Consider the following 20,824-nt stretch of genomic DNA (forward strand, 5'->3'; position numbering starts at 1 on the left):
GCCAGGCATGTGCGCACAGCCTATGTGTTGCTGCGTAGCGACAGTCACTTGGCCGTAAAATCCCACACTTCGTCTCGCACCACGTTTGCACTCCATGACCCAGTTCGCCAAAGAAACCCTGCCCATCAGTCTTGAAGAGGAAATGCGCCGGAGTTACCTCGACTACGCGATGAGTGTGATTGTGGGCCGCGCCCTGCCCGACGCCCGCGATGGCCTCAAACCCGTGCACCGCCGGGTGTTGTTTGCCATGCATGAGCTGAACAACGACTGGAACCGCGCATATAAGAAGTCTGCACGTATCGTTGGCGACGTGATTGGTAAGTACCACCCGCACGGCGACAGCGCCGTGTATGAAACCATCGTCCGCATGGCGCAGGACTTTTCGCTGCGCCACATGCTGGTCGATGGCCAGGGCAATTTCGGATCGGTAGACGGCGACAACGCGGCGGCCATGCGTTACACCGAAATCCGCATGTCCAAGATCGCCCACGAGCTGCTAGCGGATCTGGACAAAGAAACGGTAGATTTTGGCCCGAACTACGATGGTAGCGAACAGGAGCCGCTGGTCATGCCAGCCCGCTTCCCTAATTTATTGGTCAATGGTTCATCCGGTATTGCGGTGGGTATGGCGACCAATATTCCGCCACATAACCTGAACGAAGTGGTGGACGGCTGCCTGCACCTGCTGCGCAACCCGCAGGCGAGCGTAGACGAGCTGATGGAGATCATCCCCGCGCCCGACTTCCCGACCGCCGGCATCATTTACGGCATCAACGGCGTGAAAGACGGCTACCGTACCGGCCGTGGGCGTGTGGTGATGCGCGCCAAGTGCCACTTTGAAGATATAGACAAAGGCCAACGCCAAGCCATCATCGTGGATGAGCTGCCCTACCAGTGCAACAAGAAGACCTTGCAAGAACGCATGGCCGAGCTGGTACACGAGAAGAAGATTGAAGGCATCAGCCATATCCAGGACGAGTCGGACAAGTCCGGCATGCGCCTGGTGATTGAGCTCAAACGCGGCGAAGTACCTGAAGTTGTTTTAAACAACCTTTACAAACAGACACAACTCCAAGACACCTTCGGAATGAATATGGTGGCCTTGGTGAACGGCCAGCCTAAGCTGTGCAACCTGAAAGACCTGATCGAAGTCTTCCTGGAGCACCGCCGCGAAGTAGTCACCCGCCGCACCATCTTCAACCTGCGCAAGGCCCGCGAACGCGGCCATGTGCTGGAAGGCTTGGCGGTCGCGCTGGCCAATATCGACGACTTCATTGCCATCATCCGCAATGCGCCTACGCCACCGGTTGCCAAACTAGAGCTGATGGCCAAGCCCTGGGACAGCAAGCTGGTACGTGAAATGCTCACCCGCACCCGCGCCGACGGCGGCATGGTGAATGTGGACGACTACCGCCCAGACGGCCTGGAAAAAGAACTGGGCATGGGCAAGGACGGTCTATACCGCCTGTCCGAAGTGCAAGCCCAAGAAATTCTGCAGATGCGTCTGCAGCGCCTGACTGGCCTGGAACAGGACAAGATCGTCGCCGAATACAAAGAGGTGATGTCCGAGATCGAAGACTTCCTGGACATCCTGGCCAAGCCAGAACGCGTCTCCGCCATCATTGGCGAAGAACTCACCGCCATCAAGCTGGAATTCGGCCAAACCAAGATTGGCGCACGCCGCAGCCTGGTGGAGCACAGCTCGTTCGACCTGAGCACCGAAGACCTGATCACACCCACCGACATGGTCGTGACCCTGTCGCACAGCGGCTATATCAAGAGCCAGCCGCTGTCTGAATACCGCGCACAAAAGCGCGGCGGGCGCGGCAAGCAGGCCACAGCCACCAAGGAAGACGACTGGGTCGATCAGCTGTTCATCGCCAACACGCACGACTACATACTGTGCTTCTCGAACCGAGGCCGCCTGTACTGGCTCAAGGTCTGGGAAGTACCGCAAGGCTCGCGTGGTTCGCGTGGCCGCCCCATCGTCAACATGTTCCCGCTGCAAGAAGGCGAGAAGATCAACGTCGTGCTGGCTTTGACTGGCGCTGCGCGCAAATTCCCGGCTGACCAGTATGTATTCATGTCCACCAGCATGGGCACGGTCAAGAAAACGCCGCTGGAAGACTTCAGCAACCCGCGCAAGGCCGGCATCATCGCCGTGGACCTGGACCCGGGCGACTTCCTGATCGGCGCGGCGCTAACCGACGGCAAGCACGATGTCATGCTGTTCAGCGACGGCGGCAAGGCCGTGCGCTTTGACGAAAACGATGTGCGCCCCATGGGCCGTAATGCCCGTGGCGTGCGCGGCATGATGCTGGAAGAAGGCCAGACCGTGATCGCCATGCTGGTGGCCGAAGACGAACAGCAAAGCGTACTGACCGCCACCCTGAACGGCTACGGCAAACGCACCAGCATCACCGAATACACCCGACATGGCCGCGGCACCAAGGGCATGATTGCCATCCAGCAAAGCGAGCGCAACGGCCGCGTGGTAGCTGCGACGCTGGTGCACGCCGACGACGAAATCATGCTGATCACCGACAAGGGCGTGCTGGTGCGCACCCGCGTGAGCGAAATTCGCGAACTAGGCCGCGCCACCCAGGGTGTGACCCTGATCGGCCTGGACGAAGGCTCCAAGCTCAGCGGCCTGCAGCGCATCGTCGAAAACGATGCCAATGTCGCGACTCCAGAAGCCGGTGGTGCAGATGCCGCCGCTGATGGTGATGTGGCTGGCGACGAGACGCCCGAGGCTTAAGCACAGTCAACTATCAATTTAATAGCGCCTCACGCATATTGAATGTGCGCTGGAGGGCTATTTAACCTGTAAATCGCATGACCCGCCCATTCAACTTTTCTGCCGGCCCTGCGGCCATCCCTGAAGAAGTATTGACCCAGGCTGCCGCCGAAATGCTGGATTGGCATGGCAGCGGCATGGGTGTGATGGAGATGAGCCACCGCGGCAAAGAGTTTTTGTCGATCTACGCACAGACCAAGGCCGACTTCCGCGCCCTGATGGCGGTGCCGCCCGAATTCAAGATCCTGTTCATGCAAGGTGGCGGCCTGGGTGAAAACGCCATCGTGCCCTTGAACCTGTCGCACGGCGGTGCGGTCGATTGCGTGGTCACCGGCAGCTGGAGCCAGAAGTCGCAAAAAGAGGCCCGCAAATACGCCCAGGTGCATATCGCCGCCAGCGGTGAAGCCCAGGGTTACACCACACTGCCAGCCCCCAGCAGCTGGCAGCTCAGCGCCGATGCCCAGTATGTGCACATCTGCAGCAATGAAACCATTGACGGCGTGGAATTCCAGACCCTACCTGACTTGCAGGCCCTGGGCAGCAAGGCCCCGCTGGTGGTGGATTTTTCTTCCCACGTGGCCTCCCGCCCCGTGGACTGGAGCAAGGTCGGCCTGGCCTTTGGCGGCGCCCAGAAGAACCTCGGCCCCGCAGGCCTGACCGTGGTGGTCGTGCGTGAAGACCTGCTGGGCCATGCGCTGCCCATCTGCCCCAGCGCATTCAACTACGCAACAGTGGCCGAAAACCAGTCCATGTTCAACACCCCGCCGACCTACGCCATCTATATGGCGGGACTGGTCTTCCAGTGGCTGAAGCGGCAGACCGAAAACGGTATGCACGGCATAGAAGCCATGGAGCAGCGCAACATCGCCAAGGCCGAGCTGCTGTACCGCACCATCGACCAGTCGCAGCTGTACTTCAACAAGGTAGACCCCAACTGCCGCTCGCGCATGAACGTGCCCTTCTTCCTGCGCGATGAAAGCCGCAACGATGCCTTCCTGGACGGCGCCAAGGCACGCGGCTTGCTTCAGCTCAAGGGTCACAAGTCGGTCGGCGGCATGCGGGCCAGCATCTACAACGCTATGCCGCTGGCTGGCGTGCAGGCGCTGGTGGACTACATGCACGCATTCGAGAAAGCCCAAGCCTGATCCATGACTGCCGCTCTCCCCGCCACACCCGCTTCCACCCCTCTCGACCTGTCCGATCTGCGCGTCAAGATTGACCAGATCGACCAGGAACTTCTGTCGCTACTGAACCGCCGGGCCCTGGTGGCCGAGCAGGTCGGCGAGGTCAAACGCCGCGAAGGCTCCCCCTTCTTCCGGCCCGACCGCGTGGCGCAGGTGATCGAAAAGATCCAGCACGCCAACACCGGCCCACTGAAGAACACGCATGTGGCCGCAGTTTGGCGCGAAATCATGTCTGCCTGCCTGGCGCTCGAAGCGCCGCAACGCGTCGCCGTGCTGGGCCCTGAAGGCACTTTTACCGAACAGGCTGCCATCGAATTCTTCGGCAGCGCCGCCGAGCTGCTGTACTGCGCCAACTTTGACGAGGTCTTCCACGCCACGGCCGCAGGCACCACCCAGTACGGCGTGGTGGCGATTGAAAACTCCACCGAAGGCGTGGTCGCGCGCTCGCTCGACCTGTTCCTGCACTCTCCGGTGCATGTGGTGGGTGAAGTCAGCCTGCTGGTACGGCACAACCTGCTGCGCCAGGTGAACTCGCGTGATGACATCGAAGTTGTCATGGCCCACCCCCAGGCGCTGGCCCAGTGCCAGGGCTGGCTGACCCAGCACCTGCCACATGCCGAGCGTCGCGCCGTTTCCAGCAATGCAGAAGGCGCGCGCCTGGCTGCGGCCAACTCCAGCTGGGCGGCCTTGGCCAGCGAACGCGCCGCCTCCCAGTTTGGCCTGCACATCGTGTCCCATGCGGTGCAGGACGATGCGTACAACCGCACCCGCTTTGCCGTCATCTGCCTGCCCCAGACCCTGGCCACGCCGCCCGCTTCGGGCAAGGACTGCACCAGCTTGGTGGTGTCCGTGCCCAACAAGCCTGGCGCCATGCACGATTTACTTGTGCCGCTGAAGACCAACGGGGTATCCATGACGCGTTTCGAGTCGCGTCCGGCCCGCACCGGCCAGTGGGACTACTATTTCTATATCGACCTGGACGGCCACCCCTCCCAGCCCCATGTCGCCAAAGCTCTGAATGAATTGCATGCCCTGTGTGCGTTCTACAAGGTGCTGGGCACCTACCCTGTCGGTCCATAAGCGAGGCGCAACATGTTTGAACAACTGGGACTGATAGGTTGCGGCCTGATGGGCGGCTCGTTTGCCCTGGCCATGAAGAAAGCCGGCCTGGTCCAGCGCGTGGTGGGTTACAGCAAGTCCCCCTCCACTACCAGCCGGGCCCGCCAGCTGGGCGTGATCGACGTGGAAGCACCGTCCGCCCTCCTGGCCGTATCCGGAGCCGACATCGTTCTGCTGGCCGTGCCGGTAGCCGCCACCGAAGCGACCTTCAAATCCATAAAGCACCTGATCACGCCCAACACCCTGGTGATGGACGTGGGTTCGACCAAGCGTGATGTGGTGGATGCAGCACGTCGCGCCTTGAAGGAGCAGGTCGGCTCCTTTGTCCCTGCACACCCCATCACCGGCAAGGAAGTATCTGGCGTGGAGTTTGCCGACCCGTACTTGTACAGCGGCAAAAACGTCATCCTCACGCCTATCGAGCGCACCCTCACCAAGCAATTGGCCCGCGCCCACGAAGTCTGGACGGCACTGGACTGCAATGTGCTGCAGATGTCGCCCGAGTCGCATGACGCTACGTTTGCCGCCGTCAGCCACCTGCCGCATCTGATCGCTTTCGCGATGATGCATGGCCTGGTGTCCCAAGCCCAGGGCCAAGAATACCTGGCGTTGGCTGGCCCGGGTTTCCGTGATTTCACCCGCATTGCCGCGTCTGATCCGCATATGTGGCGCGACATTCTGCTGGCCAACAAGGAAGAACTGCTGGCGCAGTCCCGCATCTTCCAGCGCACCCTGCAGACCATGGAAACCATGATCACCAACAACGACGCTGACGCGCTGGTCAGCATGCTGGAGCATGCCAGCGACAGCCGCGCCGACTGGAGCATGGCCTCCATGAAACAGAAAACCTGATGTTCGCAACCGCCTTCCTAGACCTTCCCCCACTGGACAGCGCCACCGGTACTGTCGTACTGCCTGGTTCCAAAAGCATCTCCAACCGGGTGCTGCTACTGGCCGCACTCAGCGGCGGTACCACCCGCGTGCACGACCTGCTGGATTCGGACGACACCCGCGTCATGCTGGACGCGCTCAGCAAGCTGGGCTGCGGCATCCGCCACAGCGGTAATACGGTCGAAATAGACGGACTCGCCGGCCAACTCTCCGCGTCGCAGGCCGATCTGTTCATGGGCAACGCTGGCACCGCCATCCGCCCCCTGACAGCCGCCCTAGCCGTGCTGGGTGGCGACTTCCGCCTGCACGGCGTACCGCGCATGCACGAACGTCCGATCGGCGACCTCGTCGATGCACTGCGCCAACTGGGCTGCCAGATCGACTACACCGGCCAGGACGGCTATCCCCCCCTACGCATTGCCCAGCCCCAGCTGCAACTGGGTGCGCCGATACGCGTACGTGGCGATGTCTCCAGCCAGTTCCTGACGGCGCTGCTTATGGCCCTGCCCTTGGTCGCACGTCAGAACGTGGTGATAGACGTGGTGGGCGAACTGATCTCCAAGCCCTATATCGAAATCACACTGAACCTATTGGCGCGCTTTGGCATCAACGTGCAACGCGAGGGCTGGTCCCGCTTCACCATCCCAGCCGGCAGCCGCTACCAATCGCCGGGCGACATCCACGTCGAGGCAGACGCCTCGTCCGCTAGCTATTTCATAGCGCTTGGTGCAATTGCTGCCAGCGCCAGCGGCCGAATTCGTATTGAAGGCGTCGGCGCCGCCTCGATCCAGGGCGATATCCGCTTCATCGATGCCGCGCAGCAAATGGGCGCGCAAATCACGAGCGGCCCCAACTGGCTAGAAGTCAGCCGTGGCAGCTGGCCCCTGAAGGCCATTGAACTGGACTGCAACCACATCCCCGACGCCGCCATGACCCTGGCGGTCATGGCTCTGTATGCCGACGGCACTACCACGCTGCGCAATATCGCCAGCTGGCGGGTCAAGGAAACCGACCGGATAGCTGCCATGGCCACCGAGTTACGCAAGCTCGGCGCTACGGTGGACGAAGGCGCGGACTATATCCGCGTCACGCCACCGGCGACGGTTGCAGCTTGGAAAGCCGCCAGCATCCACACCTATGACGACCACCGGGTGGCGATGTGCTTCTCGCTGGCCGCCTTCAACCCGGCGGAGCTGCCGGTACGCATCGAAGACCCGAAGTGCGTGGCAAAGACCTTCCCCGATTACTTCGAAGCCCTGCTTTCGTTATCGCAGACCGCCACGGCCCACATCCCGGTGCTTTGCATCGACGGGCCGACCGCCTCGGGCAAAGGTACGGTCGCTGCGGCTCTGGCCGCCAAGCTGGGCTACCACTTCCTGGATTCGGGCGCCATGTACCGCATCACCGCGCTAGCGGCTTTGCGTGCCGGCTTGACCATCTCCGCAGCCGACGAGGCCGCCATCGCCACCTTGGCCCAAACCCTGCCCGTGCGGTTTGACGCCGGCAAAGTGTGGCTAGGCAAAGACGATGTATCAGAGGCAATTCGCACCGAAGAAGCCGGCATGAACGCCTCCAAAGTCTCGGCCCTGCCCTCGGTGCGGCTGGCCTTGGTGGACCTGCAACACAGCTTCCAGCGCCTGCCGGGCTTGGTTGCCGATGGGCGCGACATGGGTACGGTGATCTTTCCGAAGGCGCCGCTCAAGGTGTATCTGACCGCCACCGCCGCCCGGCGCGCCGAGAGGCGGCATAAGCAATTGATTTCAAAGGGGATTTCGACTACACTCGAGGACCTTCGTGCTGATTTGGAAGCGCGCGACGCCCGGGACTCGTCCCGCAGCACCGCGCCTCTCAAGCCAGCGCAAGACGCCTTGCTACTGGACAACTCTGAAATGACCATCGAAACCTCGGTGGTCCAGGTGTTGGACTGGTGGCAGAGCAAACAACCGTTTCAGGCTTCCTGAAATAGTTTTAGTAGGCCCACTCGGCCGCCACCGCGCCGCAGGCGCACTGGCTGAGTGGTTTTCAACCCTGTAACCCCGGTGGTCACACGACCGCCACACCGCCACGGCAGACCCCACGCAGGTGCAATCCCGCACCCGTATACCCCTGTTCCGTGGACTAGGAAACACATGTCAGAATCATTTGCAGACCTCTTCGCCGAATCGCTAACCCGCACGGAAACGCGCATTGGTGAAGTCGTTACCGCCGAAGTCATCCGTATCGAACACAGCTTCGTGGTTGTCAACGCTGGCCTCAAGTCCGAAGCCTACGTGCCGCTGGAAGAGTTCAAGACCGACAAGGGCGAAGTTGAAGTCCAAGTTGGCGAATTCATTTCGGTCGCCATCGTTGCCATCGAAAACGGTTACGGCGACACCATCGTCAGCCGCGACACCGCCAAGCGCCTGGCTTCCTGGATGTCCCTGGAGAAATCCCTGGAATCCGGCGAATTCGTGACCGGCACCACCTCCGGCAAGGTCAAGGGCGGCCTGACCGTTCTGGTCAATGGCATCCGCGCATTCCTGCCCGGTTCGCTGATCGACACCCGCCCCATCAAGGACTTGTCTCCCTACGAGAACAAGACCATGGAATTCAAGGTCATCAAGCTGGATCGCAAGCGCAACAACGTGGTGCTGTCGCGCCGCGCTGTGGTCGAAGCCTCCATGGGCGAAGAACGCGCCAAGCTGATGGAAACCCTGAAAGAAGGTTCCGTGGTGCACGGCGTGGTCAAGAACATCACCGAATACGGTGCGTTCGTGGACCTGGGCGGCATCGACGGTCTGCTGCACATCACCGATATGGCATGGCGCCGCGTTCGCCACCCATCGGAAGTGGTGACGGCTGGTCAAGAAATCACCGCCAAGATCCTCAAGTTCGACACCGAAAAGAACCGCGTGTCCTTGGGTCTGAAGCAAATGGGCGACGATCCATGGATGGGCGTGAACCGCCGCTACCCACAATCGACCCGTCTGTTCGGCAAGATCACCAACATCGCCGACTACGGTGCATTCGTGGAACTGGAACCCGGCATCGAAGGCCTGGTGCACGTTTCCGAAATGGACTGGACCAACAAGAACATCGCTCCCGCCAAGCTGGTTTCGCTGGGCGACGAAGTCGAAGTCATGGTTCTGGAAATCGACGAAGACAAGCGCCGTATCAGCCTGGGTATGAAGCAATGCAAGGCCAACCCATGGCAAGAATTCGCGCAAGACACCAAGCGTGGCGACCGCGTCAAGGGCCCGATCAAGTCGATCACCGACTTCGGCGTGTTCGTCGGCCTGGCTGCCGGTATCGACGGTCTGGTGCATTTGTCTGACCTGTCTTGGAACGAAACCGGCGAAGCCGCCGTGCGTAACTACAAGAAGGGTCAAGAAGTCGAAGCCATCGTGTTGGCCGTGGACGTGGACCGCGAACGCATCTCTTTGGGCATCAAACAGCTGGACAGCGATCCCTTCACCACCTTCACCACCATCAACGACAAGGGCCAGACCGTTACCGGTAAGGTCAAGACCGTGGATGCCCGTGGCGCTGAAATCGACCTGGGTGAAGACATCATCGGTTACCTGCGCGCTTCCGAAATCAGCCGTGACCGCGTCGAAGACGCACGTAACGTGCTGAAAGAAGGCGACGAAGTTACCGCTGTGGTGGTCAATGTGGATCGCAAGACCCGCAACATCCAGTTGTCGATTAAGGCCAAGGACGCTGCCGACCAAGGCGAAGCCATGGCAGCTCTGAGCCAAGCTTCTGCCCGTGAAAACGCCGGCACCACCAGCCTGGGCGCTCTGCTGCGCGCCAAGCTGGACAACAACAATTAATTTGTTGCTGATATAGCCTAGTGCCAAGCCGATCCGACTCGCAGGGGCGAGCGGATCGGCTTGTTTCACTCCTGAGCAGGGCTTATGCAATGCCTTCTACAGGCGCTCCATACCGAAGGCATTGCATAACTCCGACTAACGTCCTTTTCCATGACCCGATCCGACCTTGTTGAAGAACTGGCCGCCCGTTTCAGCCAACTCACCCACCGCGATGCAGAGCATGCCGTCAAGACCATCCTGGATGCGGTCAGCGATGCTTTGGTACGGGGCCACCGGGTCGAGATCCGTGGCTTTGGCAGCTTCTCCATCAACCGCAGGGCGCCGCGCATAGGCCGTAACCCCCGCAATGGCGAAAGCGTCTCCATTCCTGAAAAGCGCGTGCCCCATTTCAAGCCAGGCAAGGCTCTGCGTGAGGCTGTAGACCTGCGCACTGCCGAACTGGAAGCCCGCGACCGGCGCGAAGCCCGGGATTGACGGATACGGCACCACACTAGAATGTTCTGAAGAGGAAGGACTCCCATGAAGAACCTGGCCAGGCTGCTTAAGTGGTTACTTAAAGCAGCCATTTTTTTTACCCTGTTTGCGTTTGCCCTAAATAACCAGCAAGACGCCACCGTGCACTTCTTCTTTGGTACGCAATGGCGCGCACCCATGGTGTTACTGGTGCTGAGCGCCTTTGCAGCAGGCCTGGCGCTGGGCATACTGGGCATGGTGCCGCGCTGGTGGAAACACCGCGTCATCGCCAAAAAGGCACAACAGCCTCAACCGCCCCTGCCCACCAGCGCAGCGACCGAAACCTCCCGTACGGAACCCTCATCCCCACCCCATGGACTTTGACCTCAGCTGGATATTGCTTGGCTTTCCGATTGCGTTTGTACTGGGCTGGCTTGCCTCTCGGTTCGACTTCCGACAACTGCGGGTAGAAAATCGACTCGCACCCAAGGCCTATTTCAAGGGCCTGAACTTCCTGCTCAACGAGCAGCAGGACCAAGCCATCGACGCCTTCATCGAAGCCGTTCAAAAAGACCCTGATACCTCCGAACTGCACTTCGCGCTAGGCAATCTGTTCCGCCGGCGTGGTGAGTATGAGCGTGCCGTTCGAGTGCACGAACACCTGCTGTCGCGCGGCGACCTTAGCGCCGCCGACCGTGACCGCGCCCAGCACGCACTGGCGCTGGACTTCCTCAAAGCCGGCCTGCTGGACCGTGCCGAGACTGCGTTACGCAAGCTGGAAGGCACCGCATTTGAGGCGCGCAGCCGCCTGGCCTTGCTGGCGATCTACGAACGCTCGCGCGATTGGGCCGACGCATCCGAGATCGCCCACAAGCTGGAAGCCGCCGGCCAAGGCAGCTTCAGCGGTCGCCAATCACACTATCTGTGCGAACAGGCAGCGGCCAAGCCCGACAAGGCCCTGGACCTGCTGCAACAGGCCACCGCCGTGGCCCCGCAAGCGCCACGTCCGCGCATCGACATGGGCATTCTGCAAGAGAAGGCAGGCCAGCACGACGAGGCATTAAATACGCTTCTAGCGCTTATGGAACATGCGCCAGCAGCTATGCCTTTAGTAGCAGACCGGATCGCCACCCTGGCTGTCGATGCAGGGCGCATCCCAGATGCCTTGGCTGTGCTGGAAGCCAGCTATGCGCACACCGCGTCGCTCGATGTACTGGAAGCCATTCTCAAGCTGCAGCTGCGCTCCAACGTCAGCATGACCGATGTCCGCCTGCGCTACCTGCAGCATCTGGACCGCGAACAATCGCTGGTAGCCGCCACCCGCTGGATTGCAGGGGAAAAGCTGGAACACGAAGAGTTCCACCCGCAGATCCAACGCGCCCTGGACCACGCCGCCAACCCTTTAAAGCGCTACCGTTGCGCCGCCTGCGGCTTCGAGGCCAAACAGCATTTCTGGCAATGCCCCGGCTGCCAGGCCTGGGACAGCTACCCCGCTCGGCGTGTGGAAGAACTCTGAACGCCTCAGGCTTCGGCTATGACCGCACAGTGAAGATAAAGAAATGACAAAACTCCTGACCCTTTCCCGTGAAAAACTGTCCCAGGCCCAAGTGCTGGTGGTGGGAGACGCCATGCTGGACCGCTACTGGTACGGCGCGGTAGACCGTATCAGCCCCGAAGCCCCGGTACCCGTGGTGCGGGTCACACGCGAAGAAGAGCGTGTGGGTGGGGCCGCCAACGTGGCCTCCAACATCGTCAGCCTGGGCGCGCAGTCTTCACTGCTCACCGTCGTGGGCGACGACGAGGCCAGCCACCGGCTGGAAGCGCTGGTGGCCAAGACTGGCATCCGCACCCACTTTGGCCGCGACCCCCAGCTACAAACCACGGTCAAACTTCGCGTTATCGGTCGCCAGCAGCAGCTGATACGGGTGGACTTTGAGAACACCCCAAAGAGCGAAATCCTGGCCTCGCAATCCGCCAGCTTTGCCACCCTGCTGCCGACCCACCAGGCGGTGCTGTTTTCCGACTACGGCAAAGGCGGCCTGGCCCATGTGGGCGACATGATTGCGCTAGCGCGCACGCAGGGCAAAAGCATTCTGATCGACCCCAAGGGCTCGGACTACTCCCGCTACAGCCAGGCCACGGTCATCACCCCCAACCGGGCCGAGCTGCAGCAAGTGGTGGGCAGCTGGAGCAGCGAAGAAGAGCTGCGCACCAAGTCGCAGAACCTGCGCCAGCAACTACAGCTGGACGCCCTGCTGGTCACGCGCAGCGAGGAAGGCATGACACTGTATGACGCCCAGGGCGAGCTGCACGTGAGCGCCCAGGCGCGCGAGGTGTTCGACGTGACAGGCGCCGGTGACACCGTGATCGCTACCCTGGCGGCCCTGGTTGCTGCGGGTTTAAGCCTGCGCGAAGCCATGCCACTGGCCAACCGTGCTGGCGGCGTGGTCGTCGGCAAATTCGGTACCGCCACCGTCAGCTACGACGAACTTTTTACCGCCGTTTAAGAGGATTACCACCATGACCCGCATCGTCGTTACCGGAGCCGCCGGCTTCATCGGCAGCAACATCGTCAAAGGCCTGAATGCACGTGGCATCACCGATATCATCGCGGTAGATGACCTGACGCAGGGCGACAAATACCGCAACCTGGCCGATCTGCAAATTGCCGACTACGTGGATGCCGACAGCTTCTACTCCCGCTTCGCCCAGGAAACCTATGGCCGCGTGGACGCGGTGTTCCATGAAGGTGCTTGCAGCGACACCATGGAGATGAACGGCAAGTACATGATGGACAACAACTACCGCGTGTCCTGCGACCTGTTTGCCGCCTGCCAGGCCCAGGGTACGCGCCTGCTGTACGCCTCTTCGGCGGCGACCTACGGTGGCTCGGCGTCCTTCATCGAAACGCCGGAATTTGAGCGCCCGCTGAATGTGTACGGCTACTCCAAGCTGCTGTTTGACCAGCGCATGCGCCTGGCCTGCGACCCGGACTTCAAGCGCTCGCACAGCCAGGTGGTGGGCTTTCGCTACTTCAACGTCTACGGCCCGCGTGAGCAGCACAAGGGCCGCATGGCCAGCGTCGCCTTCCACCAGTTCAACCAGTTCCAGGCAGACGGCAAGGTCAAACTGTTTGGCGAATACGGTGGCTACGCGCCCGGCGCACAGTTACGCGACTTTGTGTTCGTGGACGATGTGGTAGCTGTCAACCTGTGGTTCTTCGACCACCCGGACCAGTCCGGCATCTTCAACCTGGGCACCGGCAAGGCCCAGCCCTTCAATGACGTAGCCCATGCCGTCATCAACGCCTTGCGCGCCCATGGCCAGCAGCCAGCGCTCAGCCTGGCCGACGCGGTGACTGGCGGCCAGCTCGAATACGTGGCATTCCCAGACGCCCTGCGCGGCAAATACCAGTGCTACACCCAGGCCGACCTGACGGCGCTGCGCAGCACAGGCTGCGACCATGTGTTTGCCGACGTTCACACCGGCGTCACACGCTACGTGCAAAGCCTGCTGCAAGCCTGAGCCCATGTACGCGGCCTCGGTACCGGTATGCCAGCGTTACCTGGGCCAATTGGCCCACATGCTGAACCTGGCCGAAGCCCACGCCGCCCACCAGGCGCTGGATGTACCCAACTTGCTGCAAGCCCGACTAGCCCCCGACATGCTGCCGCTGGCCTTGCAGGTCGATATCGCGGCCCACTTTGCACTGCGCGCCTGTGCCCCGCTGGCAGGACTGGACGTACCGGACTTTGGCGAAGACAGCCACTCGTTCGAACAGCTGCAAACCCGTATTCGCCACAACCAGGCATTCCTCGATACGCTTACGCCGGAGCTCATGGAGGATGGCGCACAGCGCAGCTGCAGCAGCCAAGCCGGCAAGGCACCGGTGACGCTGCCGGGCGATACGTTCCTATCGCAGTACGCGCTGCCGAACTTCTTCTTCCACCTGAGTTGCACCTACGCCATCCTGCGCCAGCAGGGCGTGCCGCTGGGCAAGGCGGATTTCGACGGCTGGCACCTGTACTGAAGCGCGCCAGCGCACACGTCAGGACATGAACATTCCGCCATCCACGTTGACGGTCTGGCCCGTGATGTAAGCCGCGTCGTCCGAGGCATAGAAGCCGACTAAGCCCGTCACATCCTCGCCGGTGCCCGCACGGCCCATGGGAATGACCTCCACCCACTCGGCCATCAGCCCCCCCAGGCCGCGTCGTTATAGGCACACATACCTCCGGCAATGGTGCAAGGACAAGGGGCTTATGCCCGGCTCAGCACGGGCATAGCTGGCTCGCCGAGAGGTAGTACAGACAACCCGCTCCCAGCCGATGCATCCGAGATACACCCAAGCCCGGAGGCTTATGCAGCCACGACAGCCGAGGTGCTGCGGGCCAGCGCGTCAATCGGCTCTGGTTTGTGCAGCAAATAGCCTTGGGCAAAATCCACACCCAGCGTGATCAGGCGCTGCAGCACCGCCGGGTCGTCCACGAATTCAGCTACCGTTTCTATGCCCAGGACACGGGCAACATCGACAAAACAACGCACAGCGGCATCGTCCAGCGGGTCCGTGACGACATCGCGCACAAACTGCCCATCGATCTTCAGGTAATCAACGGGCAAGGACTTCAAATACCCGAACGAAGATGCTCCAGCACCAAAATCGTCCAGCGCTACGCGCACGCCACTTGCACGCAGGCTCTGGATGAAGAGGGCTGCATCGGCCAGATTAGTGACTGCAGCCGTCTCCGTGACCTCAATACAAAGTTTCGCTCGAATGCCCACCCCGGCATCCGCCAGCAGTTCGGATGCCCATACGTGGAAAGTGCGATCGCTGACCGATTGCCCCGAAAGATTGACACTCAACGAGCCGATGGATGTTGCTGGATCCAACTGCTTCATCCACGCCAAGGTATTGCGCAAAACCCACCGGTCCACCCGTGAGGCCAGGTGGAATCGCTCTGCCGCTGGCAGAAAGGCACCGGGCGGAGTCAGGGTGTCGTCGTCATTCTTCATCCGCAGTAAAACTTCCGCATGGATGCCCACCTCGCCAACGCCCAAAGAATGGATACGCTGCGCAAAAAGCACAAAACCATCTTCGTCCAGTGCCCGCTCAATGCGGGATGTCCACCCCATCTCGGTATGGCGCGCCCGCATCGCCGCATCCGACTCCAACCAGGTGTGCACCCGGTTTCGGCCGGCTTCCTTGGCCGCGTAGCACGAAGTATCGGCGGCCTGCTGGATTGCGGACGTGTTTGTCCAATGGTGGTTCACAAGCACTAGACCAATACTCGTGCCAATGCGGAAGCGCCGCCCGTCGTGAATGAAACGGAAATCATCCATCCGGTCACAAATTTTCTGCGCAACACGGTACGCCTGCTCTATCGAACAATGCTCCAGGATGATGGCAAACTCATCGCCACCCAAACGCGCCAAGGTGTCCCGGGTGCGCACGGCATCTGCCAACAGCTTGGCCACCTGTTGCAGCAACTCGTCGCCTACCGCGTGGCCACAGGCGTCGTTGACAAGCTTGAATTGGTCCAGATCGATATAAAGCAGTGCGTGTTCACTATGCTCCTCCTGCGCTTTCCGCAGTGCACGCGCAAGCCGGGCGTCGAACTCACCCCGGTTCAGCAGCCCTGTCAGAGAGTCATGGGTGGCGCGATAGGTCATCTCGCCCGACATGCGCCTTTGTTCCGACACGTCATGGAAAACAAGGACAACCCCGTGCAGCGTGCCCGATGTATCCAGAATGGGCGCCGCAGAATCTTCAATGCCGAACTCCCTGCCGTCGCGCGATATCAGCAGCGTATGGTGTGGAAGCCCAGCTGCTTGCCTCTGTTGCAGACACATTGCCACCGGGCTCTCCGCCAGTGCACGCGTATGCTCGTTCACGATATGGAACACCTGCTCCATCGGAAGTCCTTTGGCCTCGGCGGCGAGCCAACCGGTCATGTGCTCGGCCACCGGATTGAGCCAATCGACATGGCCCGTCGCATCCGTCGTGATGACTGCATCGCCAATGGACTCTAAAGTCACCCGCATGAGTTCGTGCTTCTCGACCAGCTCAGCGGACATGCGGCGGTGTTCGGTAACGTCCTGGAACGCACCTACGAGCCTAATAGCAGCACCGTCAACGTACTCGGCCGACCCGACCACACGCACCCACCGCAGCGCACCATCGCGCCGGATAATCTCCAACTCCAAATCAAAACCCACTCCGGTCTTTATGGATTCTGCGACAGCGGCTTCAATCTTGGGCCGGGATGACGGTGCATAAAACGCAATCGCCTCTTCCAGGCTTGGCACGTAGTCCAAGGGAACACCGTGGATACGCCGCACCTCGTCTGTCCACAAGACACTATTGGTTGGCAAATGAACTTCCCAACCCCCAACACCCGCCAAGCGCCCGGTGCGCCCAAGAAGATCCTGGGATCGCACAAGGGCAATCTGCGCTTGCTTTCGGTCCGTGATGTCCTGTACCGTACCCCGTAATCCAATAATGGCACCATCGGAATCAGCCACCGCTTCACCACGTGCCTCCACCCAACCGAGCGCGCCACCGGAGCGGCGATGTTCCAACTCCAGAACGTAAGGCTCGCCAGACTCCATCGCACGACCAACTGCCCGCTGCAACAGTGAGGCACTTGCAGGAACATAAACCTCCAGGTAGTCCGCAAACTTCAACGGACCGTGGGCTGGATCACGCTCCAATATCCGAAAAAGCTCGTCCGACCATGTTCTCGTGTCCCCGGCGGCAAGCCACTCCCAGCTGCCGATCCGTCCCAGCCTCTGCGCTTCGCTCAAGGCTGCACTTCCGCGCCGCAACAATTCCTGCGTCTGCTTAAATGGGGTCACGTCGGCCACATGCGCGAGAAAACCAATGACCTTGCCATCGACCGTCTGGGGGATATAGGTAGCCAGCGTTTGGCCTAGTTCGCCATTGGCCTTCTTCAGGTTTCTTTCGAATTGCTGGCGCTCTCCCGCCAATGCACCTCGCACATAGGGCTCATTCAACCTAAAAACATCCGGCCCAAGCAAGTCTGGAAGCCTGATACCGACAAGCTGTTCAGGGCTCTCACCGAACCACGTCAGATAGGCCTCGTTGGCAAACTTGCACCGTAGCTCCATGTCCCAGAATGCGACCATGCCGGGCAAGGCATTGGCAATGGACCGCACGAACGCCTCGCTCTGCGCCAGCAAAGCAGCGCTGGCTTCCGCCCGGCTGCGGGCATTGAGCAACTCCACTTCAAAGCGACTGCGCTCCCGCGCCACGAATAGCGTCCAATAGAAGCAGGGTTGCCCAGCATGTTGGCCTTGCTTCACATTCAAGAGCACGGGTATGGATTTGCCCGCACTATCGCGAACCTGCAAGTAGATCTCGCTAACACCCTTGTCCCGCATCAACGTGGGCCAGATATGGGTCTGCAGAAAAATACGCCCCGCTGGCGGAAAGAGATCCTCGATATAACGGTCCTGCCAGTCTTTAGAAGTAGCCCCGGCGAGCGAACACAGCGCCTCGTTGGTAAGGAGTACTTTGCCCGCCGCATCGGTCACCAGTACCGCACAAGGAAGTTCGTTCAACAGATGCATGGTGATCGCTACTTAAGCCAATGCAGCTCAGGCCAAAAATGTCTTCATGGCCTGGACAACCAGCTCTGGATTGCTCATGTGGGCGCAATGGCCCACAACGTCAAGCACCTCTAGCCGGCTACCGCGCAGATGCTCATGCATGTACGCCCCCACACCGAGCGGTGCCAGGTTGTCACGGCGGTGCTGCAACACCAAAGAAGGTACGCTCACCTTCGCCAGGTCCGCGCGGTTGTCCGCAAAAAAAGTAGTCCGGGCGAAAGTGCGCGCCATGCGTGGATCGGTCGAACAGAAGCTGTCTGACAGCTCCGTGGCAACCTCACCTTCGGCGGGCTCACCAGCCACCACAGGTGCCAGGTAATTGGCCCAGCCCATGTAGTTCTGGTCCATCAGCGCCAGAAGCCCCTCCAGGTCTTCCCGCTCGAAGCCGCCCTGGTAGTCCGGTGGATCATTCAAAAAGCATGGCGACGGCCCGACCAGGACCATACGTTCAAACAGCTCTGGCCGTGCGATAGACGCCAGGATACCAATGCTGCAGCTGACCGAATGCCCCACAAACGTGACGCCACTGCGCAAGTCCAGCGCATCGCAGACGTCGAGCAGGTCTTGCGCATAGCCGTCGAGCCGCGCGTAGCGCTCCTCATTGAAAGCAGCAGGATCAGACTTACCGCTGCCGACGTAGTCAAACAAAACCTGGCGATGGGTTTGCGCGAATGCCGGGGTCACCCGGGACCACATGTTTTGGTTACATCCGAAGCCGTGTCCATACAGCAACACGGGCCCATGAGACCCGTGGACCTGGACATTGTTTCGATCGAGCATGCTCATGGGGACACCTTTCAGGCCGGAAAACGACGGAAAAAGAAAGCACTTTGGTAAACGCGCATTGTGCCCCGAACCATGCACGTCCGGACTACAGTCATACGCGGCCAATTGGCCATCTCATGCTATGCAATAGATAGCCATTAGCGTAGGTACATCCTGCACCAGAGGCATATTTTGTTCAGACGTTCAAAGGCACACACATGGACGCTCTCACCATCCTGGCCGTGCTGTTCATCGGTGGAATCAGCCCCGGCCCCAGCTTTGTGCTAGTGGCCCGCACGGCGATTGGCAACTCGCGTGCGGCCGGCATGGCGTCCGCGCTGGGCATGGCTGCTGGGGCATGTGTGTTGTGCATCGTGGCCCAGCTGCCGCATGCCCCCTCGCCCGCCCCGTTCTTCACCCAGCTGCAGGCAGAAGGTGTGGAGCTGCACGGCGCCTGGTTGGCCCAGGCCGGCCTGCCCATGCCGCGTGCCACAGCTGAGACCAGTTTTATCGTGCGGCTGCTGCGGGTGGGCTGAGTGCAGATTTCTATCCAAACAGGCTTCTAGCGCATGCACCACCTGCGCTAGAAGCTATGTTTTATATAGCAATTCAACCCTTGGTCTTCACCGCGCAGGTATTCCACCCCAACAGTGCATGCGTTGGATGGCATCGTGGTTCTCTGAAACTGGCGCTTGTGGCACACACAGTGTTGCCCGCAAATCCTAGACGCCCGGTGGGAGCTTGGATGCCATCATCTTTCTGCGATCCAGCCTGTCGCCGTCGACGATGAACGTTCCGTCGCCCACCGCGTGGAGCGTGCGCTTCTCCTTGCGGCTGGTGTTCTTGTATGCGGCAACCGCTTCCAGCACCACAATGCTGTGCTTCTGGATGATGTCGATGACCTTGCACTCCATGTTGGCCAGGCACTCTTTGACCAAGGGCGGGCTGACGAACTTGGCCGGTACCGCTGTGAGGGCGAACTTGGCAAACTTGTCGGTATCGGCCCCAGAGCAGGTGCCTATGCCCACCACGGTGTCCAGCATGTCCACGGTAGGAATGGCGATCACGCATTCCCGGTTTTTGCGGAGCGCCGCGAATGAATGGTTCCACCCACCCGTGGTGATGGCAAATACCGGCGTGAAGTCCATCACCATGGTCCAGGAGATGGTCATGATGTTGGCCCGTTCACCATCGTGCGTCACCACCAAGACCACAGGCCCTGACTCCATCAGCGTAAAGGCCTTGCTGAGGTCTAACTGCCGCATGCAACCAGCTCAGATTACTTGGCAGAACAGTCGCAGGCGGTTTTCGTCGTCTTTTGCGCAGTGTTGCAGCAGCCCATGGCACTCTTGGAACTGGCTTTGGCGTCACTCACCTTGTTCTGCTCGTGGCAGGAGGCTGCTTTGTGGTGGTGCTGCGCGGCCGCTTCGTGGTCGCTGGCAGCTTGTTTGTGCAAAACACTGGCTTCGTTGGTTTGTGGCATGGGGTGTTTCCAATGTGAGGAAGTAGATGAACCGAGGGGCAAAGCACACCGGCCAATCTCTTGCATGACCGCAGTGCCACGCCACGGTAGCCCCCTACATCGGCACACACCGTGCGACAGCGCACACAGTCAGAAATATCCCGCGCTGCGCACTTGTGGCGCAAGCACCAAAGCACGCCGCAATGGACCCTGGTTCAGGATTTCACCGAACAAGTATTCCAGCCAAACAAGGCATACGGCGGACACCAGCCCACCAAGCCCGTCGCTAAAGGCAGCACGCCGATCCAGCCCCATAAACCTACGATGCCAGTTGCCGCTAGCGCAACCAGAGCTGCGCCTGCAGCAATACGAACAATGCGGTCAATACCGCCAACATTGGTTTTCATGGCCTGTCCTTTCATGGTGAAGACCTGGACATTGGACGCGCGGAACAAGCCCGCGTCTCTGATCCATGTCATGGAAAGACCCAACCCATGGGAAGGAAAACCCCGCCAAGCCATACGGCGTGACTCCAAGCAAGGACCGGCCAACGCTCTTAAATTAATAGCTGGTTGCGCAGGTATCTTCTGCGCCAGAGGTCGATTTGGCTTGAAGTTTCTGTGGGACTTGATGGCTCTACTTGCATCCCCGGCCGGGAAGTGCGCCCGGCGGCGCAGTCACTATTTTTGCGTGGCCAAAAATAGTAACCACA

The 20,824-nt window shown here is 60.5% G+C and carries 19 protein-coding genes; 13 read left to right on the top strand and 6 right to left on the bottom strand.

Annotated elements, in window-relative coordinates; genetic code table 11:
* The first annotated feature begins 94 nt into the window (after window positions 1-94).
* From gyrA to AC4BBN_RS02845, 12 genes are all read left to right on the top strand, one after another.
* Entirely contained in the window at window positions 95-2,758 is a 2,664-nt protein-coding gene (gyrA, locus tag AC4BBN_RS02790) for a DNA gyrase subunit A (protein WP_490590422.1), read from the top strand.
* Window positions 2,759-2,835: 77 nt separating this feature from the next.
* Window positions 2,836-3,942, top strand: a complete 1,107-nt coding sequence (serC, locus tag AC4BBN_RS02795) for a 3-phosphoserine/phosphohydroxythreonine transaminase (RefSeq protein WP_490590423.1) — start codon at window positions 2,836-2,838, stop codon at window positions 3,940-3,942.
* A gap of 3 nt (window positions 3,943-3,945) precedes the next feature.
* Complete coding sequence (pheA, locus tag AC4BBN_RS02800; protein WP_490590424.1) at window positions 3,946-5,061, top strand: prephenate dehydratase; 1,116 nt, start codon at window positions 3,946-3,948, stop codon at window positions 5,059-5,061.
* Window positions 5,062-5,073: 12 nt separating this feature from the next.
* Window positions 5,074-5,952 carry a prephenate dehydrogenase gene (locus AC4BBN_RS02805; RefSeq protein ID WP_490590425.1) on the top strand — a complete coding sequence of 293 codons (879 nt, stop codon included), beginning with the start codon at window positions 5,074-5,076 and terminating at the stop codon, window positions 5,950-5,952.
* Window positions 5,952-7,952, top strand: a complete 2,001-nt coding sequence (locus AC4BBN_RS02810) for a bifunctional 3-phosphoshikimate 1-carboxyvinyltransferase/cytidylate kinase (RefSeq protein WP_490590426.1) — start codon at window positions 5,952-5,954, stop codon at window positions 7,950-7,952. The genes AC4BBN_RS02805 and AC4BBN_RS02810 overlap by 1 nt, the downstream gene beginning before the upstream one ends.
* A 168-nt stretch (window positions 7,953-8,120) precedes the next feature.
* A complete protein-coding gene (gene rpsA / locus AC4BBN_RS02815) occupies window positions 8,121-9,803 on the top strand; it encodes a 30S ribosomal protein S1 (protein ID WP_490590427.1) in 1,683 nt (560 codons plus the stop codon).
* 150 nt (window positions 9,804-9,953) lie between these two features.
* Window positions 9,954-10,277, top strand: coding sequence for an integration host factor subunit beta (locus tag AC4BBN_RS02820; RefSeq protein WP_490590428.1), 324 nt, complete (start codon window positions 9,954-9,956; stop codon window positions 10,275-10,277).
* A 45-nt stretch (window positions 10,278-10,322) separates the two neighbouring features.
* Window positions 10,323-10,640 carry a LapA family protein gene (locus AC4BBN_RS02825; protein WP_490590429.1) on the top strand — a complete coding sequence of 106 codons (318 nt, stop codon included), beginning with the start codon at window positions 10,323-10,325 and terminating at the stop codon, window positions 10,638-10,640.
* Complete coding sequence (gene lapB, locus AC4BBN_RS02830) at window positions 10,630-11,772, top strand: lipopolysaccharide assembly protein LapB (RefSeq protein WP_490590430.1); 1,143 nt, start codon at window positions 10,630-10,632, stop codon at window positions 11,770-11,772. The genes AC4BBN_RS02825 and lapB overlap by 11 nt, the downstream gene beginning before the upstream one ends.
* Window positions 11,773-11,815: 43 nt before the next feature.
* Window positions 11,816-12,763, top strand: a complete 948-nt coding sequence (rfaE1, locus tag AC4BBN_RS02835) for a D-glycero-beta-D-manno-heptose-7-phosphate kinase (RefSeq protein ID WP_490590431.1) — start codon at window positions 11,816-11,818, stop codon at window positions 12,761-12,763.
* A gap of 13 nt (window positions 12,764-12,776) precedes the next feature.
* Complete coding sequence (gene rfaD / locus AC4BBN_RS02840) at window positions 12,777-13,781, top strand: ADP-glyceromanno-heptose 6-epimerase (RefSeq protein WP_490590432.1); 1,005 nt, start codon at window positions 12,777-12,779, stop codon at window positions 13,779-13,781.
* Between the two features lie 4 nt (window positions 13,782-13,785).
* The gene (locus AC4BBN_RS02845; protein ID WP_490590433.1) at window positions 13,786-14,286 is read left to right on the top strand and encodes a DUF1993 domain-containing protein; all 501 of its coding nucleotides are present in this window, start codon (window positions 13,786-13,788) and stop codon (window positions 14,284-14,286) included.
* An 18-nt stretch (window positions 14,287-14,304) separates the two neighbouring features.
* Here the strand turns inward: AC4BBN_RS02845 and AC4BBN_RS02850 are convergent, their stop codons facing one another.
* The 3 genes from AC4BBN_RS02850 to AC4BBN_RS02860 all read right to left on the bottom strand — a co-directional run bounded on the left by AC4BBN_RS02850 (window position 14,305) and on the right by AC4BBN_RS02860 (window position 18,671).
* The gene (locus tag AC4BBN_RS02850; RefSeq protein WP_490590434.1) at window positions 14,305-14,451 is read right to left on the bottom strand and encodes an SDR family oxidoreductase; all 147 of its coding nucleotides are present in this window, start codon (window positions 14,449-14,451) and stop codon (window positions 14,305-14,307) included.
* Window positions 14,452-14,615: 164 nt separating this feature from the next.
* The gene (locus tag AC4BBN_RS02855; protein ID WP_490590435.1) at window positions 14,616-17,846 is read right to left on the bottom strand and encodes a bifunctional diguanylate cyclase/phosphodiesterase; all 3,231 of its coding nucleotides are present in this window, start codon (window positions 17,844-17,846) and stop codon (window positions 14,616-14,618) included.
* A 27-nt stretch (window positions 17,847-17,873) separates the two neighbouring features.
* Window positions 17,874-18,671 carry an alpha/beta fold hydrolase gene (locus AC4BBN_RS02860; protein ID WP_490590436.1) on the bottom strand — a complete coding sequence of 266 codons (798 nt, stop codon included), beginning with the start codon at window positions 18,669-18,671 and terminating at the stop codon, window positions 17,874-17,876.
* A 197-nt stretch (window positions 18,672-18,868) separates the two neighbouring features.
* Here AC4BBN_RS02860 and AC4BBN_RS02865 point away from each other — a divergent pair, with 197 nt between their 5' ends.
* Complete coding sequence (locus AC4BBN_RS02865) at window positions 18,869-19,186, top strand: hypothetical protein (RefSeq protein WP_490590437.1); 318 nt, start codon at window positions 18,869-18,871, stop codon at window positions 19,184-19,186.
* Window positions 19,187-19,372: 186 nt separating this feature from the next.
* Here AC4BBN_RS02865 and AC4BBN_RS02870 read toward each other — a convergent pair whose 3' ends face one another.
* From AC4BBN_RS02870 to AC4BBN_RS02880, 3 genes are all read right to left on the bottom strand, one after another.
* Window positions 19,373-19,915: a flavin reductase family protein gene (locus AC4BBN_RS02870; protein WP_490590438.1), complete on the bottom strand. Its 543-nt coding sequence runs from the start codon at window positions 19,913-19,915 to the stop codon at window positions 19,373-19,375.
* A gap of 14 nt (window positions 19,916-19,929) precedes the next feature.
* Window positions 19,930-20,133 carry a hypothetical protein gene (locus AC4BBN_RS02875; RefSeq protein ID WP_490590439.1) on the bottom strand — a complete coding sequence of 68 codons (204 nt, stop codon included), beginning with the start codon at window positions 20,131-20,133 and terminating at the stop codon, window positions 19,930-19,932.
* A gap of 194 nt (window positions 20,134-20,327) precedes the next feature.
* Window positions 20,328-20,519, bottom strand: a complete 192-nt coding sequence (locus AC4BBN_RS02880; protein ID WP_490591378.1) for a YgaP family membrane protein — start codon at window positions 20,517-20,519, stop codon at window positions 20,328-20,330.
* Between the last annotated feature and the right edge of the window lie 305 nt (window positions 20,520-20,824).

Source organism: Rhodoferax sp. SPJ21 (assembly GCF_058216335.1).